This window comes from Armatimonadota bacterium (genome assembly GCA_036504095.1).
Classification (GTDB): Bacteria; Armatimonadota; DTGP01; order JAKQQT01; family JAKQQT01; genus DASXUL01.
The window spans coordinates 70,582-94,786 of the sequence record DASXVS010000002.1 but is presented as its reverse complement, the minus strand read 5'-3'; the positions used below and the strand labels follow the sequence as shown (position 1 = coordinate 94,786).

21 protein-coding genes, 1 pseudogene and 1 riboswitch are annotated in these 24,205 nt (G+C 61.8%); of the genes and pseudogenes, 10 read left to right on the top strand and 12 right to left on the bottom strand.

What is annotated here, in order from left to right; translation table 11 throughout:
- Positions 1 to 172: 172 nt before the first annotated feature.
- From VGM51_00565 to VGM51_00555, 3 genes are all read right to left on the bottom strand, one after another.
- A complete protein-coding gene (locus tag VGM51_00565) occupies positions 173 to 2,143 on the bottom strand; it encodes an APC family permease (protein HEY3411525.1) in 1,971 nt (656 codons plus the stop codon).
- A gap of 184 nt (positions 2,144 to 2,327) precedes the next feature.
- A complete protein-coding gene (locus VGM51_00560; GenBank protein HEY3411524.1) occupies positions 2,328 to 4,265 on the bottom strand; it encodes an APC family permease in 1,938 nt (645 codons plus the stop codon).
- A 108-nt stretch (positions 4,266 to 4,373) separates the two neighbouring features.
- Positions 4,374 to 4,610, bottom strand: a complete 237-nt coding sequence (locus tag VGM51_00555; protein ID HEY3411523.1) for a hypothetical protein — start codon at positions 4,608 to 4,610, stop codon at positions 4,374 to 4,376.
- Positions 4,611 to 4,856: 246 nt separating this feature from the next.
- Here VGM51_00555 and VGM51_00550 point away from each other — a divergent pair, with 246 nt between their 5' ends.
- Positions 4,857 to 5,855, top strand: coding sequence for a metalloregulator ArsR/SmtB family transcription factor (locus VGM51_00550; protein ID HEY3411522.1), 999 nt, complete (start codon positions 4,857 to 4,859; stop codon positions 5,853 to 5,855).
- An 83-nt stretch (positions 5,856 to 5,938) separates the two neighbouring features.
- Here VGM51_00550 and VGM51_00545 read toward each other — a convergent pair whose 3' ends face one another.
- Entirely contained in the window at positions 5,939 to 6,670 is a 732-nt protein-coding gene (locus VGM51_00545) for a prepilin-type N-terminal cleavage/methylation domain-containing protein (protein HEY3411521.1), read from the bottom strand.
- A gap of 157 nt (positions 6,671 to 6,827) precedes the next feature.
- Complete coding sequence (locus VGM51_00540) at positions 6,828 to 7,469, bottom strand: DUF1054 family protein (GenBank protein ID HEY3411520.1); 642 nt, start codon at positions 7,467 to 7,469, stop codon at positions 6,828 to 6,830.
- A 227-nt stretch (positions 7,470 to 7,696) separates the two neighbouring features.
- Here VGM51_00540 and topA point away from each other — a divergent pair, with 227 nt between their 5' ends.
- Complete coding sequence (gene topA, locus VGM51_00535; protein ID HEY3411519.1) at positions 7,697 to 9,862, top strand: type I DNA topoisomerase; 2,166 nt, start codon at positions 7,697 to 7,699, stop codon at positions 9,860 to 9,862.
- A gap of 52 nt (positions 9,863 to 9,914) precedes the next feature.
- Here the strand turns inward: topA and VGM51_00530 are convergent, their stop codons facing one another.
- Positions 9,915 to 10,715 (bottom strand): methyltransferase domain-containing protein, encoded by an 801-nt coding sequence (locus VGM51_00530; protein HEY3411518.1) that lies wholly within the window; start codon positions 10,713 to 10,715, stop codon positions 9,915 to 9,917.
- 169 nt (positions 10,716 to 10,884) lie between these two features.
- On the opposite strand from VGM51_00530, the gene VGM51_00525 reads away from it, so the two are divergent.
- Both VGM51_00525 and VGM51_00520 read left to right on the top strand, forming a co-directional pair.
- Positions 10,885 to 11,091, top strand: coding sequence for a type II toxin-antitoxin system HicB family antitoxin (locus VGM51_00525; protein ID HEY3411517.1), 207 nt, complete (start codon positions 10,885 to 10,887; stop codon positions 11,089 to 11,091).
- Positions 11,088 to 11,303, top strand: a pseudogene (locus tag VGM51_00520) (type II toxin-antitoxin system HicA family toxin). The gene VGM51_00525 and the pseudogene VGM51_00520 overlap by 4 nt, the downstream one beginning before the upstream one ends.
- 16 nt (positions 11,304 to 11,319) lie before the next feature.
- Here VGM51_00520 and VGM51_00515 read toward each other — a convergent pair.
- The 6 genes from VGM51_00515 to VGM51_00490 form a co-directional block, all read right to left on the bottom strand.
- On the bottom strand, positions 11,320 to 12,252 hold the full coding sequence (locus VGM51_00515) for a D-alanyl-D-alanine carboxypeptidase family protein (protein ID HEY3411516.1): 933 nt from the start codon (positions 12,250 to 12,252) through the stop codon (positions 11,320 to 11,322).
- Positions 12,253 to 12,282: 30 nt separating this feature from the next.
- A complete protein-coding gene (locus VGM51_00510) occupies positions 12,283 to 13,467 on the bottom strand; it encodes a PQQ-binding-like beta-propeller repeat protein (GenBank protein HEY3411515.1) in 1,185 nt (394 codons plus the stop codon).
- Positions 13,468 to 13,657: 190 nt separating this feature from the next.
- Positions 13,658 to 14,485 carry a carbohydrate ABC transporter permease gene (locus VGM51_00505; protein ID HEY3411514.1) on the bottom strand — a complete coding sequence of 276 codons (828 nt, stop codon included), beginning with the start codon at positions 14,483 to 14,485 and terminating at the stop codon, positions 13,658 to 13,660.
- A gap of 136 nt (positions 14,486 to 14,621) precedes the next feature.
- The gene (locus tag VGM51_00500; protein HEY3411513.1) at positions 14,622 to 15,458 is read right to left on the bottom strand and encodes a sugar ABC transporter permease; all 837 of its coding nucleotides are present in this window, start codon (positions 15,456 to 15,458) and stop codon (positions 14,622 to 14,624) included.
- 44 nt (positions 15,459 to 15,502) lie between these two features.
- Complete coding sequence (locus tag VGM51_00495; GenBank protein HEY3411512.1) at positions 15,503 to 16,000, bottom strand: GxxExxY protein; 498 nt, start codon at positions 15,998 to 16,000, stop codon at positions 15,503 to 15,505.
- Between the two features lie 57 nt (positions 16,001 to 16,057).
- On the bottom strand, positions 16,058 to 17,365 hold the full coding sequence (locus VGM51_00490; GenBank protein ID HEY3411511.1) for an ABC transporter substrate-binding protein: 1,308 nt from the start codon (positions 17,363 to 17,365) through the stop codon (positions 16,058 to 16,060).
- A 331-nt stretch (positions 17,366 to 17,696) separates the two neighbouring features.
- Here VGM51_00490 and VGM51_00485 point away from each other — a divergent pair, with 331 nt between their 5' ends.
- The 6 genes from VGM51_00485 (at position 17,697) to VGM51_00460 (ending at position 23,881) form a co-directional block, all read left to right on the top strand.
- Positions 17,697 to 18,821 carry a hypothetical protein gene (locus tag VGM51_00485; protein HEY3411510.1) on the top strand — a complete coding sequence of 375 codons (1,125 nt, stop codon included), beginning with the start codon at positions 17,697 to 17,699 and terminating at the stop codon, positions 18,819 to 18,821.
- A gap of 63 nt (positions 18,822 to 18,884) precedes the next feature.
- Positions 18,885 to 19,769, top strand: coding sequence for a hypothetical protein (locus VGM51_00480; GenBank protein HEY3411509.1), 885 nt, complete (start codon positions 18,885 to 18,887; stop codon positions 19,767 to 19,769).
- A 354-nt stretch (positions 19,770 to 20,123) separates the two neighbouring features.
- The gene (locus tag VGM51_00475; protein ID HEY3411508.1) at positions 20,124 to 20,525 is read left to right on the top strand and encodes a hypothetical protein; all 402 of its coding nucleotides are present in this window, start codon (positions 20,124 to 20,126) and stop codon (positions 20,523 to 20,525) included.
- A gap of 240 nt (positions 20,526 to 20,765) precedes the next feature.
- Positions 20,766 to 22,463 carry a S8 family serine peptidase gene (locus VGM51_00470; protein HEY3411507.1) on the top strand — a complete coding sequence of 566 codons (1,698 nt, stop codon included), beginning with the start codon at positions 20,766 to 20,768 and terminating at the stop codon, positions 22,461 to 22,463.
- An 89-nt stretch (positions 22,464 to 22,552) separates the two neighbouring features.
- Positions 22,553 to 23,071 (top strand): DUF1854 domain-containing protein, encoded by a 519-nt coding sequence (locus VGM51_00465; GenBank protein ID HEY3411506.1) that lies wholly within the window; start codon positions 22,553 to 22,555, stop codon positions 23,069 to 23,071.
- Between the two features lie 30 nt (positions 23,072 to 23,101).
- Complete coding sequence (locus tag VGM51_00460) at positions 23,102 to 23,881, top strand: MBL fold metallo-hydrolase (GenBank protein HEY3411505.1); 780 nt, start codon at positions 23,102 to 23,104, stop codon at positions 23,879 to 23,881.
- Between the two features lie 70 nt (positions 23,882 to 23,951).
- Positions 23,952 to 24,149, top strand: a riboswitch (cobalamin riboswitch).
- Positions 24,150 to 24,205: the final 56 nt, after the last annotated feature.

Below are 24,205 nucleotides of genomic sequence, written 5' to 3'. Positions count from 1 at the left end.
TACCACTCCGCCGCTGCGAAGTGTCGTGGACCTCGTCAGCAACCCCCCAATTTGAGTCAACCAACCCATCCTACTCGCGAACCAACATAAAAGCAAGCGGGTGCGGTATGGGGTTTGCAGGCGCCTGGCATGGGATGCCGTTCGGTGGCGATCAGGCTCCGCGGTTCACGGCTCACATATGGCCCGCGTACTCGTCGCCCACGTCAAACATGTCCCGCAGAGATACCCTTTCGTCTTTCAGGTGGTAGCGCACGTTCGTGACGACGACGTTCTGCCGTCCCAGCATCGCGAACTTGAGGACGAGCCCTGTGTGGCCGTGCAGCAGGTTCTGCCACCACCTGGTCGAGACGAATTCGGGGATGACCACGGTGATTTGTGTTCGCGGCGTCTCCTTCTGGACTTCGTCCAGATAAGCCATCAGCGGGCTGACGACGTCGCGGTACGGTGCTTCGAGGATCACCAGCGGAACCGATCCGCAATGGCTCAGCCACACGTCGCGCAGGTGCGGCGTGCTCTCCGGGTGGAGTTCAATGTGGATGCCGCGGCAGTCTCCGGCCAGCGAGCGGGCATAGTTCACCGCTTGCAGGGCGCCTCGGGTCGGTCCCGGCACGAGGACGAGAACGGCGTGCTGGGGTGGCGCCGATTCATCGAGGTCCGGCAGGATCTCGGCCATTTCCCTGTCTACCGACGCGTAATGGGCGTGGATGCGGAAGAAGATCAGCACAAGCGTGGGTATCAAGACAATGACGATCCACGCTCCGCCCGCGAATTTCACGACGCCGAACACCAGCAATACCACACTGGTCACGATGGCGCCCAGGCCATTCACGGCCGCTTTGAGGTGCCAGCCCGGCGATTTCAGTCGGAACCATCGCTTGACCATCCCGGCCTGGGAGAGGGTGAAAGACAGGAAGACGCCAACCGCATAGAGGGGGATCAGGTTGTGCACGTCCCCGTGGAACTTCCAGATGAGGGCGCAAGCGAACATGCCAAGCGTCAGGATTCCCCGATCGAAAACGAGACGGTCTCCCACGTTCGTGAGCTGTTTCGGGAGGAAGCCGTCGTGCGCCTGCAGCGCGCTGAGGCGCGGGAAATCGGCGAAACTGGTGTTGGCGGCGAGGACCAGGATAAGCGCCGTGGAAATCTGCAGCCAGAAGTAGAGGAAGTCTGCGACCGGCCCGCCGCCCAGCACGGCGCGGCCCACCTGGGACAGCACCGTTTCGCCGCCGTTGTTCAGCGCGGTGGGCACGACGGTCTCGGGCAGGGCGTTCACGTGCACTGCGAGGAAGGATAGCCCGAGGAACATGGAGCCGAGGATGGCGGCCATCCAGGTCATCGTCTTGGCGGCGTTTCGCGCAGCAGGCTGCTTGAATGCCGTCACGCCGTTCGAGATTGCCTCGACGCCCGTGAGGGCCGTACATCCGGAGGCGAATGCGTGGAGGATGAGGAACAACCCCACCCCCTGCAGGGCCTCCGGTTGGTCGAAATGGCCTTCCCTGCCCGGCAGGGCCGCATCGAACACATTCCCCGCATGCGCAACTCCCAGCGTCCCGTGGAAGAAGTGATACAGCCCGATGGCGCACAGGATGTAGACGATGGTGATGAATGCGTACGTTGGCAGCGCAAACGCCTTGGCGCTCTCCTTGACGCCGCGGAGGTTCACCAGCGTTACGATAGCGACGCATGCGAGACACGCCGGCACAACCGCCACCTCAAATCCGTACTGCGTCTTTAGCAGGGATTCGATGGCTGCGACACCGGATGAAATCGAGACGGCGACGGTGAGGATGTAGTCCACCAGCAAAGCGGCGCCGGCTACCTGAGCCTGAACGACTCCGAGGTTATCGCGCGCTACGATGTATGCGCCGCCCCCTCCGGGGTACGCCAGCACCGTCTGGCGATAGGACGTGGCCACAATAGCGAGCAGGACCACGATCGCGAGGCTGATCCAGATCGTGAGGTGAAGCAAGGCCGGGCCGGCCACCAGCAGGGCAGCCATGATCTCGCCGGTTGCGTAAGCCACCGACGAGAGTGCGTCCGAGGCGAACACCGGCAGTGCCAGGATCGGCGGTATTTTCTCGTGCGCCGCCCGCGCGCTCTCCAGCGGCTTTCCAACGATCAGGCGCCGCAAAGGTATTATCATGCCAACCACTCCACCGCTGCGAGGTGTCGTGGGCCTCACCAGCTATACATCACTATCAAGCATCCAACCTACTTATAATGCCTGCGCAGTATGCGAAAAGCAAGACAAACCGCGTGCGGGCGCCGGGTCGCGGGGCTGGTTGGGAGGATATAACGACACATTCCGATCAGCGACACCTGAACCCTCACATATGCTCCACATAGTCGTGATCCATGTCCAGCATATCCTGCAGCGAGACCTTCTCGTCTTCCAGGTGGTACCGGACATTTGTGAGGACAACGTTTTTGCGGTTGAGCATAGCCAGCTTGATGACGAGACCCGTGTGACCATGAAGGAGGTTCTGCCACCAGCGCGGCGCGACAAACTCCGGAACCACGACCGTTACCCGCGTGTTGGGTGTCTCGCGTTGAACCTCGTCAAGGTATGCGGTGAGCGGCTCGACGACCGTCCTAAACGGCGCTTCCAGGATGACCAACGGCACGTCGGGGCAGTTCTCCAGCCAGGCATCGCGGAAGGCGGGTGTATTCTCCGGGTTCGTTTCGATATGGATGGCGCGGCAATCGCCGGCCAGAGAGCGGGCGTAGTCAATGGCTTCAATGGCGCCCCTGGTTACGCCTGGCACGAGCACCAGAACGACGTGCTTTGGAGGAGGCTTGTTGAGAGACCTCGACGCCGGCAGAACTGCCAATTGCTGTTTGACGGACGTGTAGTGGGCGTGTATTCGCAAGAACAGCAGCACCAGCACCGGAATCAGGAGGACAACCAGCCAGGCGCCGCTCAGGAACTTCACGTACGCGATCACACTCAGCACGATCAGTGTGGCGACAGCGCCGAGGCCATTCACAAATGCCTTCGTGCGCCAACCGGGTGAACGCAGACGGCGCCAGCGAAGCACCATGCCCGTCTGGGAGATAGTGAAGGAAAGGAACACGCCCACGGCGTACAGAGGAATCAAGAGATGGACATCGGCCCGGCGCCACCAGATGAGCGTGCCTGAAAGGACCGCCAGGCTGATGATACCGCGGTCGTAAACCAACCGATCGCCCACGCTGCTCAATTGCTTCGGCAGAAAGTTGTCCCTTGCGATGAGTGCGGCGAGACGGGGGAAGCCGGCGAAACTGGTGTTGGCGGCCAGCACCAGGATCAGGGCGGTGGCGACCTGCAGCCACCAGTAAAGGGGGCCGGTGCCGAGGATGGTGCGCCCCATCTGCGACATCGTGGTTTCCTTACCGAATCCAATGGCCGCTTCCGGAAGAACGTTGCAGTGCACGGCAAGGAAAGTCAGACCCAGAAAAATCGAAGCGAGGATAGAGGCCATCCAGATCATGGTCTTGGCGGCGTTGCGGGCGGCCGGTTCCTTGAACGCGGTCACACCGTTGGATATTGCCTCCACGCCGGTCATAGCCGCACACCCTGAGGCGAAGGCATGGAGGAGTAAAAACAATCCCATGTCCTTCACTCTCTCGTCTGCGTGCCCTTCAACCCGGGCTGCGGCGAACGCCGCCTGGGGGTGGGCCTCCTGGAGGGTGTGCCCGAAATACTGCCAAAGCCCGGTGCCGATCAAGATGACCGCGATCGCGATGAAGGCATACGTTGGAAACGCGAAGATAACGCCGCTTTCCCGAACGCCGCGCAGGTTGATGACTGTCACTAAAGCGACCGTGGCGAGACATACCATGACCACGTTAACGTGGGTGCCGTACTTGACGAAGAACAGCGAGTCGATGGCGGCAACTCCGGAGGATACGGACACGGCCACGGTGAGGATGTAGTCGATCATCAGCGCCGCGCCTGCCACCTGGGCGACCACGATGCCGAGGTTGTCGCGCGCAACGATGTAAGCGCCGCCTCCACCGGGGTACGCGATGATGGTTTGGCGGTAGGACGTCGCCACGATCGCGAGGAGAGCCACGATGGCCAGGCTGATGGGGAAGGTCAGGAACAGCTTGTTCGAACCGGCCAGGAGGAGCGCCGCCATAATCTCGCCGGTGGCGTAGGCCACCGAAGAGAGAGCATCGGAGGCGAAAATCGGCAGGGCAAGCAGCTTGCCGAGGCGTTCTTCACCCGCTCGCTCACTGGCGATAGGGCGCCCGATAAGCCAGCGTCGGAGTGCGACTACCATCCCGAGCCTTCCCGGGCGGATGGTACAGACACCCCGGAGGGCGCGTTGTGATCCGGCAAAGTCACCACGATGAAATCGGCGGCGCCGCGGAGGCCCCGCGCGCCTCGGCTAGAGAGCCTGCCCGCTTTGCCGCGCGGTGGCAAACGCGATGGTCCCCGCGTCTTCATCCTCAATCGGCTGCAGAAATACGCTGAATCCGCGTTCGGGTTCCGTCCGGCCCACGCATTCGAGCACCTTCTCCCGGGCTTCGGGTTCGTCGATGGCGTAGACGACCCAGTCGGGGTAGTTTGCGTCCAGCGAAGCCCCTTCGGTCTCTTTGCGGTACCACGCGCTGAAGTAGATCATGTGCTCTGCCTTTCTCCCAGGTGTTCGCGCCGTGTGTGATTAGTCCCATTTCGCGGTCGATGCCGGCCATATCACAGCCTATCGGATTATAGGCCAAGACAGGCGGCGTGAAGCGATGGACCTCAAGACGGAGTTGTCTCGTCAAAGAAAAGGTCGGCCATCGGGCCCGGCGAAATCAAGAAAAGATTCACACCCGGCAGCAACCCGGAATATTCCTTATTATTCATTGGTATTCCACGATATATAATGCCAATGATAAGCCGCGTGTGTCACGGCGGAGCAATGGGGCTTCGCCCGTCGCGGAATGCAGGGAGTAAAGTCTTGGAGCGAACGCTTGAAAAAATGGTGGGAGGATCCCGCGCCGCAGTCTTGCGAGCGCTGGAGGGTGGCCCACGATCTGTTGGAGATGTCGTGATTGAGACGAAGCTGTCTCAACCAAATGTGTCCAATCATCTCGCCCGCCTGCGAGAGTTGGGCCTTGTCGTTGCGCAGAGGGATGGGCGACGGGTATTCTACCGAATCGTCAGTCCGGACCTGGTCCGGGCGTTATTACTGTCGCCGGTGAGCCAGGAGCTCACGGAGGCAGACCGCACTGCGATACTGGATGAGGTTCGACCAGCATTTGAGCAGAATGTGCTGTTGGGTGACCATCAAGCGGTTCGGTCCAGCGTGGACCGGGCTCTGGGTGAGGGCCTCCCATGGCAGGATCTATACACGCGCGTTTTTGCTCCGGTTCTGGTCAAGGTCGCCGGCATGCGGGCCGCGGGCGAGATTTCCGTTGCACAGGAGCACACGATCAACCATTTCGTGGAGAGACTGATGGGCCACGTCGGCTCGCTGCGCGTTCCCTTGCGCAAGGCCGGGAACTGCGAGGTCGTCATCGCGTGCGTCGAGGGTGAGTTCAACGGTATCGCGGCGCAGATGGCGGCGGATTTCCTCGCCGCTGAGGGATACAACGTTGCGTTCCTCGGCGTCGATGTACCGGCGGATGGCATCGTGGACAGCGCGATTCAACTGGAATCGAAGGTCGTTCTCGTTTCGGCAGCCGGCGAGGACCGGCTCCCGGCCGTGAAGGCTGTTGCCGCCGGGCTGGCCAAGGCCGCCCTCGCGGGTCCGGCGCCGGTGCTGCTGGTTGGGGGAAGCGTTTCACAAGCGGCGCCCGGCTTCGCCGCGCAACCGGGAGTGGAGGAGGCGCCTGCCGATCTCTACGCTCTTTGTACCCGCGTGTCCGCGATTCTGGGATAGCCCCGAATCCCCTCGAATACGAACGCCGCAAACAGAGAGGCCGCCCAATCGGGCGGCCTCCTCGGCGTGAACTCCCGCTTGAATCAGTGCAGCCAGTCGGAGGACCAGTGTACGGAACTGTCCAGGTAAAGGCTGTTGCTGCTGACGCCGGTGAGCGCGTTGTTGGGGTCCGTGCCTCGACCGTGCGTCGTGGCCAGGCGGCCGCCGGTGCCGATAAAGTCCTTGTCCGCGGCAAGCCAGAGGGCATCCTTCAGTTTCATACCCGAAATGTTGATGTCCGCGTTCTGCTGATGGGAGATCTTTCGGCGGTACGGACCGGGTTTGTTGGCGACGGTGGAGATTGCCGACACGCCATCCAGGCTTTTATCCCAGATGTTCAGGCCCACATATGCATAACTGCTCTGTTTGGCAGCTTCCGACATGCCTGTTACGGACCACTTTTTCGTGTTCTGAAGGTATCCCTTGGGCTCGCCGTTCGCCCCGTCATCGGGGCAGGCGAAGATCTCCGCGCTCTTGACATACGGAAGGTATACGGTGCCCCAGAATTGCTGAGGATACCCCGTGGCGGGCACCGGGCAAGTGCCGACTCCGGCGCCCCAGTAGTTGTTGTAGACCTGGGCGTAGACGAACTCATCGTTGTCCGTTGCGTACATGTTCACGGCGATGCCGATCTGCTTAAGATTGCTGGCGCAATTCATCCGCTTAGCCCGTTCGCGGGCCTTGGCAAACACTGGGAACAAGATGGCGGCCAGGATTGCGATAATTGCGATCACCACCAGCAGTTCGATCAGTGTGAACCCTCGCTTCTTCTCCATGGACTACCTCTTCTCTTTCGCCGTAACCGGCGCCTTGATAGCGGCCCCGGCAAGCGCATTTACTGATGTATTATACCATTCGTCCAGGAAATGTGCACACTGGCCTGGCCGCCTGCTCAGCGCGGATTCGGTGAATGTGCGCCGGACGTTTTGCCGGTTATCTGGTTGATATGCCCGCCTGATATAGCGGGAGCATCTCCCGGATGAGCTTCAGGGTAGTCTGCGGCAATTCGCTGCCCAGTGCGCAGGCTTCCTCGACGGGGATCCGATAGCCCATCTCAAACTCGTACATCTTACGGTTGCGGAGCCACTCGGCCCGCTTTATCCAGTCATCCACGCCAGCTGATTTCGCAGGCAGCATCTCTTCTTCCGCGGCGTTGGGGACATCACCGATGTAGAGATTGCCGGACGCGGCGAGGAGCGGGCAGATCACGCCCACCTCACGCTCGATGCCGGCGGCGAATGACTCCCGCTCCACACACTCCTGCTTCACTACCAGGCAGGCGTTCGCGCCCAGGGCGCTCAAACCTACCCCAAAGTGGACCGTTGCCTTGTAGCCCTTTTTCGCGCGGTTCAGGGCTACCCACGTGTCCAAAGGCAAATTGACGCTGCGCCGCATATGTTTGGCAACATGGTGATACCACTCCGTGCCGGTTTCGGCTTGCAGCAGTCCCACCAGGTCGATTCCAAGCGCGTCCAACTTCGGCTGGATCCGATCACGAAGAACCGCCATGCGTTCATCGAAATCAGTGATATGGAACGCTGCGAAGTCTTCTCGTGTCCATCCGGCGAATTTCATTCCGTGTCCTCCCGGAACGTATTATGGCACCTGTTGGGTGGCGGGCGTCAGGTATCGGGATTCGGTCCCCGGCGCCCGGCGCCTAACACCGAAACCGTTGCCTGTGCTACTATGATGCGGTTCCGGGCGTTCCACCGCTCATAGGAACGCAACGAAGGCGGGCGTCGCGTGTTCGAAAGCGCCTCGCCGCAGCGGTCCGTTCGGACCTGAAAGTGCAGACCCAGTACATGTCCAAGTCCCTGATCATTGTTGAATCGCCCGCGAAGATAAAGACGCTGAAGAACATCCTCGGCCCGGGCTATGACGTCCGAGCGAGCATGGGACACGTCCGGGACCTGCCGAAATCCAAACTCAGCATAGACGTGGACAACGACTTCGCCCCAACTTACACCATCATCCCGGACAAAACGAAGGTCATCAAAGACCTGAGGGAAGCTGCCAAGGACAAGGAAACGGTCTTCCTGGCAAGCGACCCCGATCGCGAGGGTGAAGCGATCGCGTGGCACCTCTCCGAGGCGCTGCACCTGAAGAACGCCGTGCGGATCCAGTTCAACGAGATCACCCGGTCCGCCGTCGAGGAAGCCATCCGCCATCCGCGCACTGTGGACAAGGGACGGGTCGATGCTCAACAGGCGCGACGCGTGCTGGACCGGCTCGTCGGCTACAAGCTGAGCCCGCTGTTGTGGAAGAAGATCAAGCGCAATCTGAGCGCCGGCCGCGTACAGAGCGTGGCCCTGCGCCTCATTTGCGACCGTGAGCGCGAAATCCTGGCCTTCGTGCCGGTGGAATACTGGAGCATCACCGCCAGCGTCACCCCGCAGGCGAAAAAGCACCCGTTCGACGCCAAATTGATCGGCCGCGTCGGAACGCGCGAAAAGCTGGAGCTCCATAACCAGGCCGAAGCGGACGACGTACTCGCCGCACTGAAGGGCTCCGCCTGGAGCGTCGGTTCCGTCAAGAAGTCGGAGCGCAAGGTCAACCCCTATGCCCCCTTCATCACCAGCACCCTGCAACAGGAAGCCAGCCGCAAACTGGGGATGAGCAACAAGAAGACGATGGCGATCGCGCAGCAGTTGTACGAAGGCGTGGACCTGGGCGCGGAGGGCAGCGTTGGCCTGATTACCTATATGCGTACCGACAGCACTCGCGTAGCGAAGGAAGCCCAGGAAGAGGCACTGCACTTCATCACGGAGACTTACGGCGCGAAGTACGCGCCTTTGTCTCCTAGGGTCTACAGGAGTCGCAATACGGCGCAGGATGCGCACGAAGCGATCCGCCCCACCAGCGCGTTTCGCCGTCCCGAAGCCATCAAGGCTCGTCTGACCACCGAGCAGTTCAAGATGTACGATCTCATTTGGAAGCGCTTCGTCTCAAGTCAGATGCACAGCGGTGTTGATGAAGTGACGACCGTGGACGTGCATGCCACGCACGACGGATCCGCCTTTCTGTTCCGGGCCAGCGGCACGGTGCAGATCTTCGATGGCTTCCGCCGCGTCTACACGGTCGCCAAGGATGAAGACGAGAAGACCGAGGACGAATTCGCGCAGAAGCTACCCGCGCTCGCGGCGCATGACCTGCTGGACCTGTTGGGCATCACTCCGCGGCAGCATTTCACGGAACCGCTGCCCCGCTATAATCCGGCCACGCTTGTAAAAACGCTGGAGGAAAACGGCGTCGGCCGGCCGAGCACGTACGCCACCATCGTCGGCACCGTTCAGGATCGGGGCTATGTGGAACTGCGCGAGAAGCGGTTCTATCCCACCGAGCTGGGCTTCGCCGTGAACGACCTCCTTGTGAAGCACTTCCCGAAGATCGTTGACGTGCAGTTCACCTCCGGTATGGAAGGCCGGCTTGACCGCGTGGAAGACGGCAGCGAGAACTGGGTTGCGATTGTCAGGGAATTCTATGTGCCGTTCGAAATCGCCATCGGCAAGGCCGAAACCGAGGCGGAACGGGTGAAGATGACGCCGAAGGTCCTCGAAGGAGAGGTCTGCCCGGAGTGTGGCAAGGAACTGCATATCCGTCAGGGCCGGTTCGGCGAATTCATCGGCTGCAGCGGATTCCCGGACTGCAAGTACACGCGGCCGATCACCGTAAAAATCGGCGTCGAATGCCCGCGCGAAGGCTGCACGGGCGAGATCGTGGAGAAGAAATCAAAGAGCAAAGCCGGCAAGGATTACAAATTCTACGGGTGCTCGCGCTATCCCGAGTGCGACTTCACGACGTTCTACAAACCGCTGCCGGATAAATTCTGCGATACGTGCGGATATAACCTGGGAGAAGACCGCATGGGCCGGCGCCTGATGGGCATCAAGTGCACCAACAAGGCCTGCCCAACGAACGCGAAACCCGCAGCCAAGGCGGATCCCGAGGCCGACGCAGAGAAGGCATGATGGGACAGTGGACGGTGGATGGTCCCTGCCCATCGCCGAGCGTTAGGTATCGCTACGAGGGCTTGATCGCCATCACGCGCAGGCGGCGGTAGTCCGCCACCCATACGCCGTCGCGGAACAGACTCGGGCGGCAGTTGTCCTCGCACCGCGATATTACCGCTTCGCGCTTCTCCCCGGGGATCGCGTCCAGCATCGTTCCGCAGAACATCCGAAGCCAGTTGCGCATTGCGTCCGGGCCTTCCCCCGGGGTGGGCCGGTCGAACAATTGGGCAAACGTGACTTCCAGCCCGGCCCGTTCCAATACGGCGGCGTATTCCGCGATGGTTGGAAAATACCACGGGTTCATCACCATCCGCCCCGTTTCCGTGTGTATTGCCTCCCGCAGCCCCGCAAGGATCGTGCGGATATTACCCTTCCCGCCGAACTCCGCCACGAAACGGCCTCCCGGCCGCAAGATATTCACGATGTTGCGGGCCACCACGTCCGCGCGCGGTATCCAGTGCAGCGCGGCGTTCGAGAACACCGCATCGAGCGGCTCGTCGCTTGTCAGGTGAAGCGCGTCCATCACTCGGAGATCGAGGCCGGGATATGCGGCTTTCGCGGCCTCGATCATCTCCGGTGACCGGTCGACTCCCACTACCGTTGCTCCGCTGTCCGCGAGTGTGCGGGTAAGTTGCCCGGTGCCGCAACCGAGATCCATGATGCGCTCCCCAGGCTGCGGGTTCAGCAGGTCCACGAGGGAGTGGGCCGCCTGCCAGACGAATGAATGGGCCCTTGTATAGAGACCGGGATCCCATTGGGCCGGATTCGGGTCTGTATGCGGCGTTTCCATGAACGTATGTATAGCACCCAAACGCCGGCCTCGTCCTCGCCTGGGAATAGGTGCTGGTTCAGGAGGTCGTGCGCCGGCACCCGAACGGGCCTGCAGAGGCGGAGGCCCGCGCCGCACGGCGGGTTAGCGAGTATGCCAACGTCGGAGTCGAATACTCATGCGAGGTCGCCTGGCGAGGACTGGGGCTGGTATGCGATTGCTGATTGAGACGGAACTGGAATACGATGGGCGGTGGATAGCCGACTTCCCCGCACTTCCAGGTACGCTTGCGTACAGGACCAGCAAGGCGGAAGCGGTCGCGCGCGTCCAGGCACTGGCGTCGCGAGTGCTGGCAGATCGAGTGGAGCACGGTGAACCGGTGCCCGACGACCTCCAGCTATTCGCGCTTGCGGCATGAGCTCATGGCCCTCAACCAAGGCGCGTCACGTGCTCGCCGGATTGCTGCGGATCGGTTGGTAAGTAAAGCGCGAGTCCGGCGGCTGTCATAGAGTCCTTAGGCGATTCGGTTGGCCGGACTTTGTGTGGGCCTTTCACGACGGCGAGGAGCTAGGTCCGGTGATGCTTGCGCGTATCGCCTCCAAAACAGGCCCGACGGAAGACGATTTGTGACCCACCAAGCGTCCGCTCACGGCCGTTTACCCGTGTAGCCGTTCCAGAAACGTTCGCGGAAACCCGGCGGGTTGTACTCCCAGTGCCACGGCTCGTGCTGATAGGGGTACCAACCGAACGCCGCGCCGCGCAGGAACATCCATTTATGCGCCCTCGACCGGCGCATCGCGATGACGTTGCTCATCGGGCGCGTGCTGGTTTCCGACACCGCCAATGCCACGTCGCGCAGCTGAATATCCATCGCCAGCCCCAAGATGTGGCTGGAGAAGCGCGCAACGGCGTACGAGTTGCTCTCCCTCGTCGCGTTTTGCGCCGCGGTGGCGGGCAGGCGGTTGGAGGAGAGGATCACGATGTCCACGCCGTCCCGCTTCGCTGCCTCGCGCATGGCGATAAACGATGCCAGCGCCCAGCGGTTCAGTTTGAAGCGTTCCTGACCGGGCACCACTCGTTCCTCGGATTCGATGTACTTCCAGACGTCGTTGTTGAACTCCGATTCCCTGACGACGGCCGTTGCGGTGGAGTTCGCGCGGCGTTCGGCGCGGATGCGGCTCAACGCGGCGTCCTGCGCGAGTGCGACCTCCTCGTGCGGCCCCACAGGCCCGCCGGGATAGTCGTCCGGGTCCCATTGGAAGTCCTTGAAGCGCGTGCGGTCGGGTTCGGGGATAAGATCCAGCGACGACGCGGAGGGATCAAGGATGAACGCTTTCTCCGCCCTTCGAATGACGTTCATCGCCGCGGCATCCACGCGCGTCGCTGAAGCGCCGGTTACCGCATCCGGCGCCCAGCGGCGCAACTGGTCCGGCGGCATGAGGCTGGCGCCTTTCGAAGCGAGTTCGACTGCCCGGTCGAGCACGGCCGCCGGTTGGGCGTGGACCGTGGCGGGGCCGGGCAGTCGAACCACAATTACAAGTGAGAGCACGACGAATATCGCGACCGGCAGCTTTTTCATAACCGCCTTCCCTTCACGACACGCCCCTCATTACATGCTGTCGAAACCGTACAGGATTCCATTCACCGCACCGGTGCTCCCCACGAAGAACCGCTTGGTGATGGGGTCAAATGCGGGCAAGGTCAGTTCGCCCTGAAGGTTCGGGCTGATTCTCACGCCGTTGACCGGATCGGCAATGGAAACCTGGTAGAGGACGTATTTAACCTCGCCAGTCGATATATTCGCCTGTATACAGCTGAACGCGAGGGTGTTGTTGGAGCGGTTGATGACGATTCCATAGGGGATGCCGAGCAGGGGCGTCTGGATGAGGGTTTTCGTCGCTCCCGTGGCGCCATCGACCTCGTATACGGTTGGCCACAGCAAGCCGCCTGTGGCAGCATAGAGCTTTGGCGCGGGTTTCGCGGTCGTGTCCGCAAAAATGCAATTTACCCCGTCCGCGGAGACGCTGGCCGCGCCTGCACCGGCGAAGGTTGCATCGAACGCCAGGGTCGTGCGGTTTGCCTTGTACAGGTACCCACCGCCGGTGTTCGACGCCATAAAGAGTGAATTCCCGACGATGTAGGCCGGACCGAAGTTGGTGCTGCTGCTTCCCAGTCCGGCCCGTATGCTCAGGTCGGATGTGTTCAACACCGTCGCGCCGTTGTTTCCCGAGTACACGTATCCGTCGACCACAGCCAGCGCCGATGCGTTGGGCATGCCCGGCGAAGCGATCACGAATCCGCCGTCGGCCGCGCGCAGCTTGATTACGTGGCCCGCTCCGGAATACGTCGAGACGGCGAATACGTCACCGTCCGCCGTTAAGGCGGGCGAGTAGACATTCGGTACGTACAGCTTATCACTGGCGCCTTTGTAGACCCATTTTACGGCGCCATCCGCACCGAACCGCACCACGCCGCCGTTGTCCGTGGCAACATAGATGCCCTTGCCGTCACCGGCATCGTAGATGGAGGGGCGGCCGATTGGTTTGCTGCCGTCGTTCACCGCGGCGGCAATATCGGCGGGGAAGCCGGAGACCGGGCTGCCATCGGCGGCATTCACCGCGTAGAGCCTGGAGTCATCGGAGAGGAAGTAGACAATTCCGTCGGCGGTCGCCGGCGCCATCGCGTTTTTGCCGGCGGCGATGACGCTTACCTGCTGGGCGGAGGAGGGACGGGGAGCCATCGCCGCGAGGAGGACGAGGCTCAAAGCAGTGATACAACGTGAGCGACTAAGCATGACAGACTCCTTGACGTGTAGTAAAGAAACTCCATGCCTAATTGTAGGTTATCAGGCAGACATGAACCCACACGCGGCCTGCCATCGGGGTCAGACGATGGCTTAAAACCTTGTCTCGTGAGGCCTGCCAATGCGTTCAGATCCCGCCGCTCTGGCTGACCCTGGCCTAACCTCAATTAGCCAGTCGGTATCATCCCTTAATTCCCGTCATCGTGATGCCCTGTACGAAGGTACGCTGGGTGAAGAAGAACAGGATCACCAGCGGGACGGTCACCACCGTGCTCACCGCCATCATCTGGCCCCACTCCGCCCCGTATTGGGTGCGGAACATCGCCAGGCCCAGGCTGAGTGTGTATTTTCGATCGTCGAACAGGTAGATGAGCGGGCCGAGGTAGTCGTTCCACGCGCCGATGAACGCGAAGAGGCCCACCGTCCACAGGGCGGGCTTGGCCAACGGCAGAATGATGCGCCAGTAGTTGTCGAACTCCGTCGTGCCGTCCATGCGCGCCGCCTCGGTGAGTTCGTTCGGGATGGACCGGAAGAACTGCCGCAGCAGGAACACGCTGAACGCCCCGCCGAGGAAGGCCGGAAACGTCAGCGGCAGGTAAGTGTCCAGCCAACCGAGGTTCTTGAAGATACTGAAGACGGGGACCATGGTGACCTGGGGCGGCAGGAGCATAGTCCCGACGAGCGCGTAGAAAAGCACGTCGCGCCCCTTCCACGGAATGCGGCTGAGTCCGTACGCCACCATCGAGCACGAAAGCACCGTACCGGCGACCACCGCCGCGCAGATCAGCAGCGTGTTGCGCAGGTAGAGCGCGAACGGTATCGCCGTCAGCCCATCCGCATAATTCCGCCAGTTGAACGGGTGCGGTATCCAGATGGGCGGATAGTGCAGAATCTGGTCATCGGGCTTCACGGACGTGGTCACGAGCCAGACGAAGGGTACGATGAACACGATGCTCAGCGCGATGAGCAGCAGATAGGAAATCAACTGTTGGAAAACGGTTTTGCGCAAGGTCTACCTCGACACTACTTGTTCATTACCGCTGAGGGCGCAGAGGACGCTGAGGGGCGCAGAGGGCGAATTGCTTCTGCTCTGCGTTCCTCTGCGACCTCCGCGTCCTCAGCGGTGAAAATCCTGATTGATGCCTTCATTCTCCCGCGTAGTACACGTACTTCGATGAGGATCGGAACACCAGCCAGGTGAGAATCATCAGCACGATGGCGAGGCTCCACGCCATGGCGCAGGCATAGCCCATCTTGAACCACTGGAACGCGTTCATGAACAGATATTGGGCGTAAAACAGCGTGCTGTCCGCCGGGCCGCCGCCCGTCATAACCATCGGCTGCGCGAAATACGAACTCACGCCGATCAAACCCATCACGCTCGCGAAGAACAGGTGAGGGCTCATGAACGGCACGGATATGTGCCACCACGATTGGAAAGCGCTGGCGCCGTCCAGTTGCGCCGATTCGTGCAGTTCCGTCGGCACGTCCTGCAGGCCGGCGAGGAAGATGACCATCCAACCGCCGACGCCCCACATTCCCATAATCGCGAGGGCGGGCTTGGACCACGCCGGGTCGGAGAGCCAGCCGGGCGGGTTGTGGATGCCGAGGTGCATCAGGCCGACGTTCAGGATGCCGAACTGCGGGTTCAACACCCATATCCATAGCACCGCGCCGGCCACCGCGGGAACGACGCTTGGCAGGTAGAAGACGGTCCGGAACATCGGCATCCAGCGCACCTTCTGGTTCAGAAGGTTGGCCAGCAGGAACGCCGTCAGGATTCCGAGCGGGATGGACATGACGCCGAACACAAGCGTGTTCCACAGGGCGACGCGCAGCTGCGAGTCGTTGGCCAGCACCTGGTAGTTCTGGAGCCCAACCCACTTTGGCGATTTGAGCACGCTGTAATTGCAGAACGAATAGTACAGCGACATCAGCACCGGGTAGATGGTGAAGCCCACAAGCCCCACGATCCCCGGCATGGTGAACAACAACCCGTTCCGCGTATGCCTTCTCTCCTGACGTGTCATTCTTCGCACTGCGCTTTCTTTACCGGGTCTACCACTGAGGAAACAGAGGACACGGAGGTGCACGGAGGAATCTGTGGATTTGTAGTCTCACGACGAAGCACATCGGTCTGGGGAAGGGTCCGGTGTGCTATTCGCTTGATTCCGTCTCGCATGTGGATGACATTGAAGTTGAGCAGCAATCCGAGCGGCTTCCCGCTCAGTTTCAGATAGGTCAGCACTTGTGCTTCGTGGAGCGGGTTAATGCCATCCACCGCCTTCAGCTCTATAACCACGGTATTCTCGACCAGAACATCCAATCTGTATCCGGCGTCCATCTGTAAACCGTCATAAACCACGGGCAGAGGCACTTGAGCAACTGCGTTCAGGCCGCGAGACTGCAATTCGTGCACAAGGCAGACTTCGTACGCCTTCTCCAACAGGCCCGGGCCCAGCGCGGAGTGCACCTTCAACGCGGCATCGACAATGGCACCGGAAATCTCGTTTACTGTTCTCATATCGATTACCTCCGTGTACCTCCGTGGCCTCCGTTCCCTCAGTGGTAGATCCCCGGCCTAACGCTTGCGGCCGGTTACCAGATCCAGTTCGGACTGGGTTTCTCTTGTCGCCTGGTCAAGGGCTTCCTTCGGGGTCTGTTTGCCGTACAGGGCGCGGTCCACGGCGCGGTCCAGCGCGCCCATGTAGAACGCCTGAGCGGGCATCACCGGCCGCTGGTGCTTCGTGTCTTCAAGGATCTTCACGAACATGCGGAGTCTCGGGTTCCTCCTCACTTTCTGGATCGCCGGGCATTTTCGGTAGCCGGGCAGCAGGCCCGTTTCCTCCACCGCGGCGCTGGTTCCTTCTTTGGTGCAGCACACCCAATGCAGGAAATCCCACGCCGCATCCGCGTGCCGGCTGCCCTTCGGTATGGCCAGGGACCACCCGCCCACCCACGATGAGCCGATCTCGCCGTCCGGCGTTCCCGGGAGCGGTGCTATGCCGAAGTCGATGTTCGGCGCGTATTTCCTGATCTGTTTCGCGGTGGATATATGCACGCACGTCATCGCCAACTGACCCGTGTTGAGAGCGCTGTTCGCCTCGGAGCCCCACCCGGAGGTGGCGCCGTTGATATTCGTGATGCCAAGGCGCTTCGCGTAGCCGACCATCCACTCCAGAGCCTTGACGACCTTCGGGTCGTTGGCGGTCACCGTCTGGGTCTTGTCGTCGTAGAATTTTCCGCCGAACGCCCATCCCCACGTGAATACGCTGTTCGCGGAGCCGTACTGATTCCACGGGATGATGCCCATCGTCTCGAGGCGACCGTCCTTGAACGTGGTGCATTTCGCGGCCATCCGATCCAGTTCCTCTATGGTTCGCGGCGGGCGATCGGGGTCGAGTCCGGCCTTCTTGAAGGTGGCTTTGTTCCAGTAGAATGCGAAGTTGGGATCGGCGCAATAAGTCACCGACCACACGTGACCCTTGTACAGCGACTGGCGCCAGCAGGGGGGGTAAAAATCGTCGGCCGTGACGTGATCGCGAGCCAGGTACTTGTCGATCGGCTCCAGGGCGTCCCAGTTGGCCCATTGAGAGTCCTGCGTGCCGTCCACGAAAGCGGCGTCCGGAGGAGTCTTGGCTGCGATGGCGGTGAAGAGCTTCTGGTTGCTGGAGAGGTCGCTCCCCATGAAGACCAGGCGCACGCGAACGCGATTTTGGGAGGCGTGGTATCGGTCTACCACCCGCTGGAGGTTCTTCAGGTCCTCGGAGCCCCAGGGGTGCCACACTGTGATTTCAACCGGGCCCGAGGCCGCTTGTTCCTTGCGGTTGCAGCCGGAAGCGACCAGACAAGCCAGAATGGCGGTGATGCACAGCGTTTTGAGACGCATCGTGGTGAGTCCTCACACATCAGCCAGGCGGAGAGTAGACAGTGGAACCCGGGACATCTACATTGTGAGCGTTGAGGAGCGTGGTTCGCAAGCGGATATCGCGAGGTAGGGTTTCGCGGTGTCGGGCACGGAGGCCCGACCTGCGGTGTCGGGCACGGAGGCCCGCTCAGCGTTCATCGTTGCCTTCCCAGCCGCTATGCTTTGACCTGACACCTAACCCCCTTGTAGAATGGACGGGAGACGCATGCAACCCGCATCGCGTCACCATCTTCCGTGAGAAAAGGATTTTGGCCACGGCGGGCGCGTCGCCCGCACCGGCCCGACCCTCAATATGGGAACAGCCTATACACCCGGCCTGAAAGTCAGCCCGTACACAGCCATCCGAAAGACCCGGCGCCTGCCCCGCAAAGGCGATGTGCTCGTCAACGTTGGGGATACTGTCTTGCCCACAACCGTCGTTGCCCGCGCGTTGCTGCCGGGCAATATGATGCTTGTCAAGGTGGCGGGGCAAATGGGGCTGGACCCGGAAGAGGTCGCGCCGCTCCTGCAGGTAAAGGAGGGCGATACCGTCGCCAAGGGGGCCTTGCTGGCCCAGGCCAAGTCGTTCTTCGGACTGTTCAAGTCGGAAAGCCGCGCGTCTGTTTCCGGAGTCGTCGAGACCTTCTCGTCCGTCACCGGCAACCTGGGAATCCGCGAAGCGCCCATCCCGATCGATGTACTGGCCTACGTTAAGGGCACCGTTGTAGAAGTTCAACCGGGGGACGGTTGTGTCGTGGAGGCAAAGGGCGCTTTCATCCAGGGGATCTTCGGCGTCGGCGGAGAACGCCAGGGCGTTGTCCACATCGTCTGCTCCGACCCGGCCGAGGAGCTGACCGTCGACAAGATTACGACGGAGATGAAGGGCCGCATCATTGTGGGCGGGAGCCTGGTGACCCTTGAGGCTCTCACCAGGGCCGCGGAGTACGGAGTAGCGGCGGTTGTCGCCGGGGGAATCATCGACACCGCGGTGGAAGCGTACGTGGGGCATTCCATCGGCGTCGCCATCACGGGGCAGGAAGACGTGAACACAACGCTGGTGATCACCGAGGGATTCGGCCCGATCACGATGGCCCGCCGAACGTACGAATTGCTCAAACGCCACGAAGGCGAGGTGGCATCGGTGAACGGCGCGACACAGATCCGCGCCGGAGTGATCCGGCCGGAGGTCATCATCCCGTTGGCGGAACGCCCTGCCGACGCCGTGGACGCCCCGGACGATGGTCACTCGCTGGAGCTCGGAACGTCCATCCGCATCATTCGGGAGCCGTATTTTGGCCAACTGGCTGCCGTAACCGGGCTTCCGCAGGAACTAACGCCAATAGCGTCCGGCGCCAGCGTGCGCGTGCTCAACGCTCGCCTCAAGGACGGCCGTGAAGTCACGGTCCCCCGGGCCAACGTTGAGATTATCGAAACTTAGGACTCAGGTACGCCGTGCGCCGGTATAAACCCGGTTCCATCTCGCACAGCACAGGGAGACATAATGCGGAACGTGAAAGTGGTTCAACTCTTCGGTCTATCTCTTGCGGCAGCCTCGCTCGCCGGCTGCGGCCTGTTCAAGAGCAGCGGCACCAGCGGAAAACTGGATCCCAACGATCCCAATCGGGTTGTGGCGAAGATGGTGGCCAATGTCTCTTCGCTGACGTTTTTCACCGACGTTGACACCGGCAAGACCGCGACGTACAGGGCGACGCTATTCGACAAGGACGGTAACCAGTTCTACGGCCCGAAAGTGCAATTGGACGGCGCGGACGTTACCCCCGTCACCCCGGGTGACGGCACCAGCACGATCTACGTACAGGGTTCGGTCGCCTTCACCCCCGGCCAGACGTTCACCACAGCCGTGCAGGGCCACAGCGCAACTTCGCCCGCGGCCATCCCGCAGATGCTGATGACGTCACCGGTGCGCAGCACCTCTCTGGACAATTCCACGCCGCCCAAGCCGATCCAGCTTACGTACTACAAGCAGCCTGCCGGCGACCCGATGACCATCTCCTGGAGCGGCGGCGACCCTTCGCAGCCCGTCTACATCTTCATCTTCGGAACTCCGGACTCCAACACGGCGCGCCGGCTCTTCGTGAGTGACGACCCGCTGCAGCCTATCGACGATTCGGAAAACTTCGGCAAACCCATCCCCAATACCGGCACATACACGATTCCGGCCACGCTGACCGAGCGCTATCTGAATTCGTCCGGCGCCATTGCGACCCGGACTATCACCACGTTCGACGACCCGGTCACCTCGGACACCGCCGGCCGGGCGTTCTCCGTTTTCGTTGCCCAGCGCCAGACCGCGGATGCTTCACCGATCCACTTCGGGTTCGTCTCGGCGGCCCACATCACGGCGAGCGTACTGCCCAAGAAATAGGCGCGTTCGGACCCACTTCCAGGGCCGCCCGATCGGGCGGCCCTTTTTGTCGTCAGACCTGCCGGATGCCCGCAGGGACGACCCCGGGAAACCCAAGCCAGCGGTAAGCATCGGGGGCCTCTAGGTGAGATCGCGCCTCCCGTTCATTCGCGTTAGGGGCGCGTACCTTCAGCCCGACTCATGTTCGGTCGCCGGTTGCAGTGCGAATGCGACCAAACCCCGACTTCAAGAAGCGGTCGCATGGTTGAATAAACATTCAGCCCGCGTTCGGGTCGCCGGTACGATTTTGGGTCCGTGGAAAGGAGATCTCTGACATTGCGCATCACATTCAAACGGAGGCCGCAAGGATTTACAGTGCTTGAACTCCTGATCGTCATAGGGGTGATCGCCATACTTGCGTCCATCGCCATCCCCAACTACTCGTCTGCCAAGAAATCGGCCAACGAGGCGAGCGCGATCGCGTCCATGCGCGTCCTTGTGAGTGCGGAGGAGACCTACCGCGTCAAGCAGAACCCGCCCAAATACGGCGTCCTCAGCCAACTGGATTCGTCCAAACTCATCAACCCATCTCTTGGCTCCGGAAGCAAGAGCGGCTATACGTTCCTGACCTTCGGAAATCCCACCGCTCAGACCTACGCATTCACGAGCCACCCGCAGACGGGATCCGGCGATCGATGGTTTTATGTAGACCAGACGGGGATCATCCGGACCCAATACAAGAGCATGGCGGATACAAAGAGTTCGCCTATCAACTAAGATGTTCAGCGCCTGGCGATACGGTCCGCCTCCGGCGGGCCGTTCTGCGTTTTGGCCGGCATTTGCTGGCCCTGAAATTGCTATTTACCGCTGCGTCCGGCCGGTCGCTGCGTCGTCGGCGGTAAATCGTGCGTTGTATCTTTTGAGGACGGTCGTCCATCCGACCGGGTGGGCGCCGAGCAACCGGCTCAAGCCACAAGCCAGGGCAGTGGGGTTGCCGAAGAGCCGAGGGGAATCTACATGCTTCACGTATCTACAGCCTTTATCAGATTGACAGGCGGCGCCCTTCTTGCATGCGCCACCGTACCCCTTCCAGTGGCAGCTGCCGGCATACTGTCTCCGGATCTGGTGGCCGCGATGGCGGCCAAACCCGGCGCGAAGCAGCGCGTTATCGTCCAGACTTTCAACCATCCAAAATCCGCCGACGGACTGCTGCCGTCGCGGCTGGGTGGACGCGTGATCGCGGTTTACAGCCGCTTCAACGGCTACGTGGCGGACGTCTCGTCGCTATCGATACGGGGTCTGGCGGCCAGGCAGGACGTTAAACGTATTTCGCTGGACCTTCCGGTCGCCGCGACTTTCCGCAAGCTCCCCCCCGGCGGCTATGCCGGGCCGTGGGACGACGCCTCGCGTTCGGTTGGGGCCGATGCCGTCTGGAACGCTCCATCCGGTTCCACCGGCTCCGGCGTCTCCGTCGCGGTGCTCGATTCCGGCGTCTCGCCCAACCCTGATATCCGGCTCTCCGGCTTCGTCGATTTCGTCAACCACCGCGCCGCCCCGTACGACGACAACGGGCACGGCACGCACGTTGCCGGCATCGCCGCCGGTTCGGGCATTTCCAGCGGTGGCAGAACCGGGCATTTCCTGGGCGGCGCCCCGGACGCGGGCGTTGTCGGCGTCAAAATCCTGGACGCGAATGCGGCCGGCCTCACCAGCACGGTCATCGAGGGCATCGACTGGTGCATCGCGAACAGGGACGCTTACCGGATCGGGGTGATCAACCTCAGCCTCGGCCACCAGATTCGAGAAAGCGCCAAGACCGATCCGCTGTGCCAGGCGTGTGAGCGCGCCGTGGCCGCCGGAATCGTGGTGGTTGCGGCCGCCGGCAATTACGGCGCCGGCTACGGCGGAATCACCTGCCCGGCCAACGATCCGAACGTGATCTCGGTGGGCGCGATGAAGACTTCCGGCACATCGTTCCGATCCGACGATACACTCACCACCTACACGAGCCGCGGACCCACGGCGATCGATTACTTCGCGAAGCCCGATATCCTGGCGCCCGGCAACCGCGTGGTGTCCGTGCGGGCCGCCGGGTCCTCCCTGGACGCCAAATTCCCCGGCAACCGCGTGGCGCCGTGGGTTTACGGCGGATCGCCCGCGCTGGGCGCCAACTACTTTGTGCTCTCCGGCACGAGCATGGCGGCCCCGGTGGTCTCCGCCGCCGCGGCCCTCATCATCTCGCAGCGCCCAGGCATCACCCCCAACGCCATCAAGGTCGCCTTGATGGTTACGGCGCAGCCCATGGGCGGCTTCGACCCCGTGCTGGGGGCGAACGTCCCGCGATATGACGCGATGACGCAGGGCGCCGGATACCTGAACGTCCCAGGCGCGGCGCGGGTTGCCTCCACGCTTCAGGACGTCTCGGCGACCGGTAGCGCCGTGACGGTCCCCTCCGATTGGGGACAAACCCAAATCCAGGGTGAGAGCGTGCTCTGGGGAAACTCCGTATTGTGGGGCAATTGTTTCCTGGACGCGGGCGACTACGCCGGCTTCCTGAAGATCGGCTGGGACCGCAGCGTTCTGTGGGGCGACAACTACGTCTGGGATATCGCCGGTCAACCGATTGACAACGCCGTATCGTCAACGAGCGTCCTCTGGGGCAACTATCCCGTGAAGAAGATGGAAGCGACGACGGTTCTGACCTGCGGCGAGTGACACGAACCTGCGCGAAGGGCCGCCCCAACCGGGCGGCCTTTTGCGCATTTGACTAAGCGGCGCCTCACGGTAGACCATGTCGGTGTACCGTGAATACAGACCTTCCCATAACCCAGACCGGAACGGACCTGATCTACCTGGATCCGTCCACCACGCGCATCGAACCGGCCCCCGCCGGAGCGGTGCGCCTGCACCTGCACGATCGCTGCTACCTGCGCGTCACCGCCGTGTGGGCGTTCCCGTTTACAGATCGCCGGCACTGGATCGCCTTCCGCGACGGTGAAGACCAGCCGATCGGTATGATCCGGGACAGTTATGACCTCGATAAAGAGTCACGCGCGACACTCAACGCCGCGCTGGAACGCCGGTATTTCATCCCCAGGATCAAACGCGTGCGCGAGGCACGCGAGGAATTCGGGCTGTTGACGATGAACGTGGAGACGGACCGTGGAAACGTTGCTTTCACCGTGAACAACCCGCGTGAGAACATCCACTGGATCGACGCGCAGCGCATCCTCTTTGTTGACGCGGAAGAGAACCGCTACGAGGTGCTGAACCACGGGGAACTCGACGCCCGCAGCCAGGCCCTTCTCGCCAACGTGATTTAGAAAGAATGCCCGTGCGGGCCCGGTGTTTGAATGACGTTTGAGACCGATACGATCCTGAAACTGGCTCCCGGTGTCTGGATGCTCAACGCAGTGGACAACTGCCTGTGGGCGGATCTGGGCGAAGGCGTCCTCGTGGTGGACGCCCTTGAGGATCTCTCGATGTGTCCGCTGATCCCCGAGGATATTCTGGCCACGGCCGGGAAGCCGATGAAATGGGTGGTCAATACCCATGGCGACAGCGATCACGTGGCATGCAACGCCGGCTGGGCGGCCGGGGGAGCCACCATCCTCGCCCACGAAGAGGTCGCGAGAAAGCTCGCGGGCCGGCCGGGGTGTCCGTCCGTCACCTTCACGGATCGCTACACGCTGGAAGGCGATCGACAGGATGCGCATCTTCGCTGGCTGGGCGGGGCACATTCACCGGGCGACACGATCGTCTACCTGCCCCACGCCCGCATCCTCTGCATCGGCGATCTTTTCAGCTGGGGCCTCATCCCGTTTCCCGCCTTTGATACCGGGCGCGCGGCCCGCCTCGTGGAAGTCCTGAACTCCATTCTGGAGTACGACGCCGACACGATCGTTTGCGGCCACGGTCCGGTGCTTACCCCGGAGCATATCCGCCGGTGGCTGAACTATTTCGAGGAGCTTCGGCACACCGTGTCGGCCCTGGCCGAGAAGGGGCTCAGCCTGGAAGCCATACTCGCAGAGTGTCCGCCGCCCGACGACATGCGGGGCTGGTGGCGCTTCACGGAGTGGAAGCACAACCAGAACATCTCCGTCCTCCTCGGAGAAAAAGGCAAACGCGAGTAGCACGTTCTCCCTTCCCAATTTCCTCGTTGCCTCATTTCCTTCCCGTCTTAGTTTCCTCCTCCGCTTCTGTTGGGCTAACGTATCTACGTATACCATCTCAAACCGAAGGGATGTACGGGAAGGCGGTGTGAATCCGCCACTGCCCCGCAACTGTGATGGCCCCAAGCCTCCGGCAACCCCCCGAAAAGGGGGACGCCATTGCGCCAAGCGAGAAGGCGCCGGACGGCTGGCCTAAGTCAGGAGACCGATCCTTTCGGCGGGAGTTCGGAGCGGTTTCGGGTTTCAGGTGACAGGTGTCGGGGCTCAGCCCCGGGCACCGGGCGC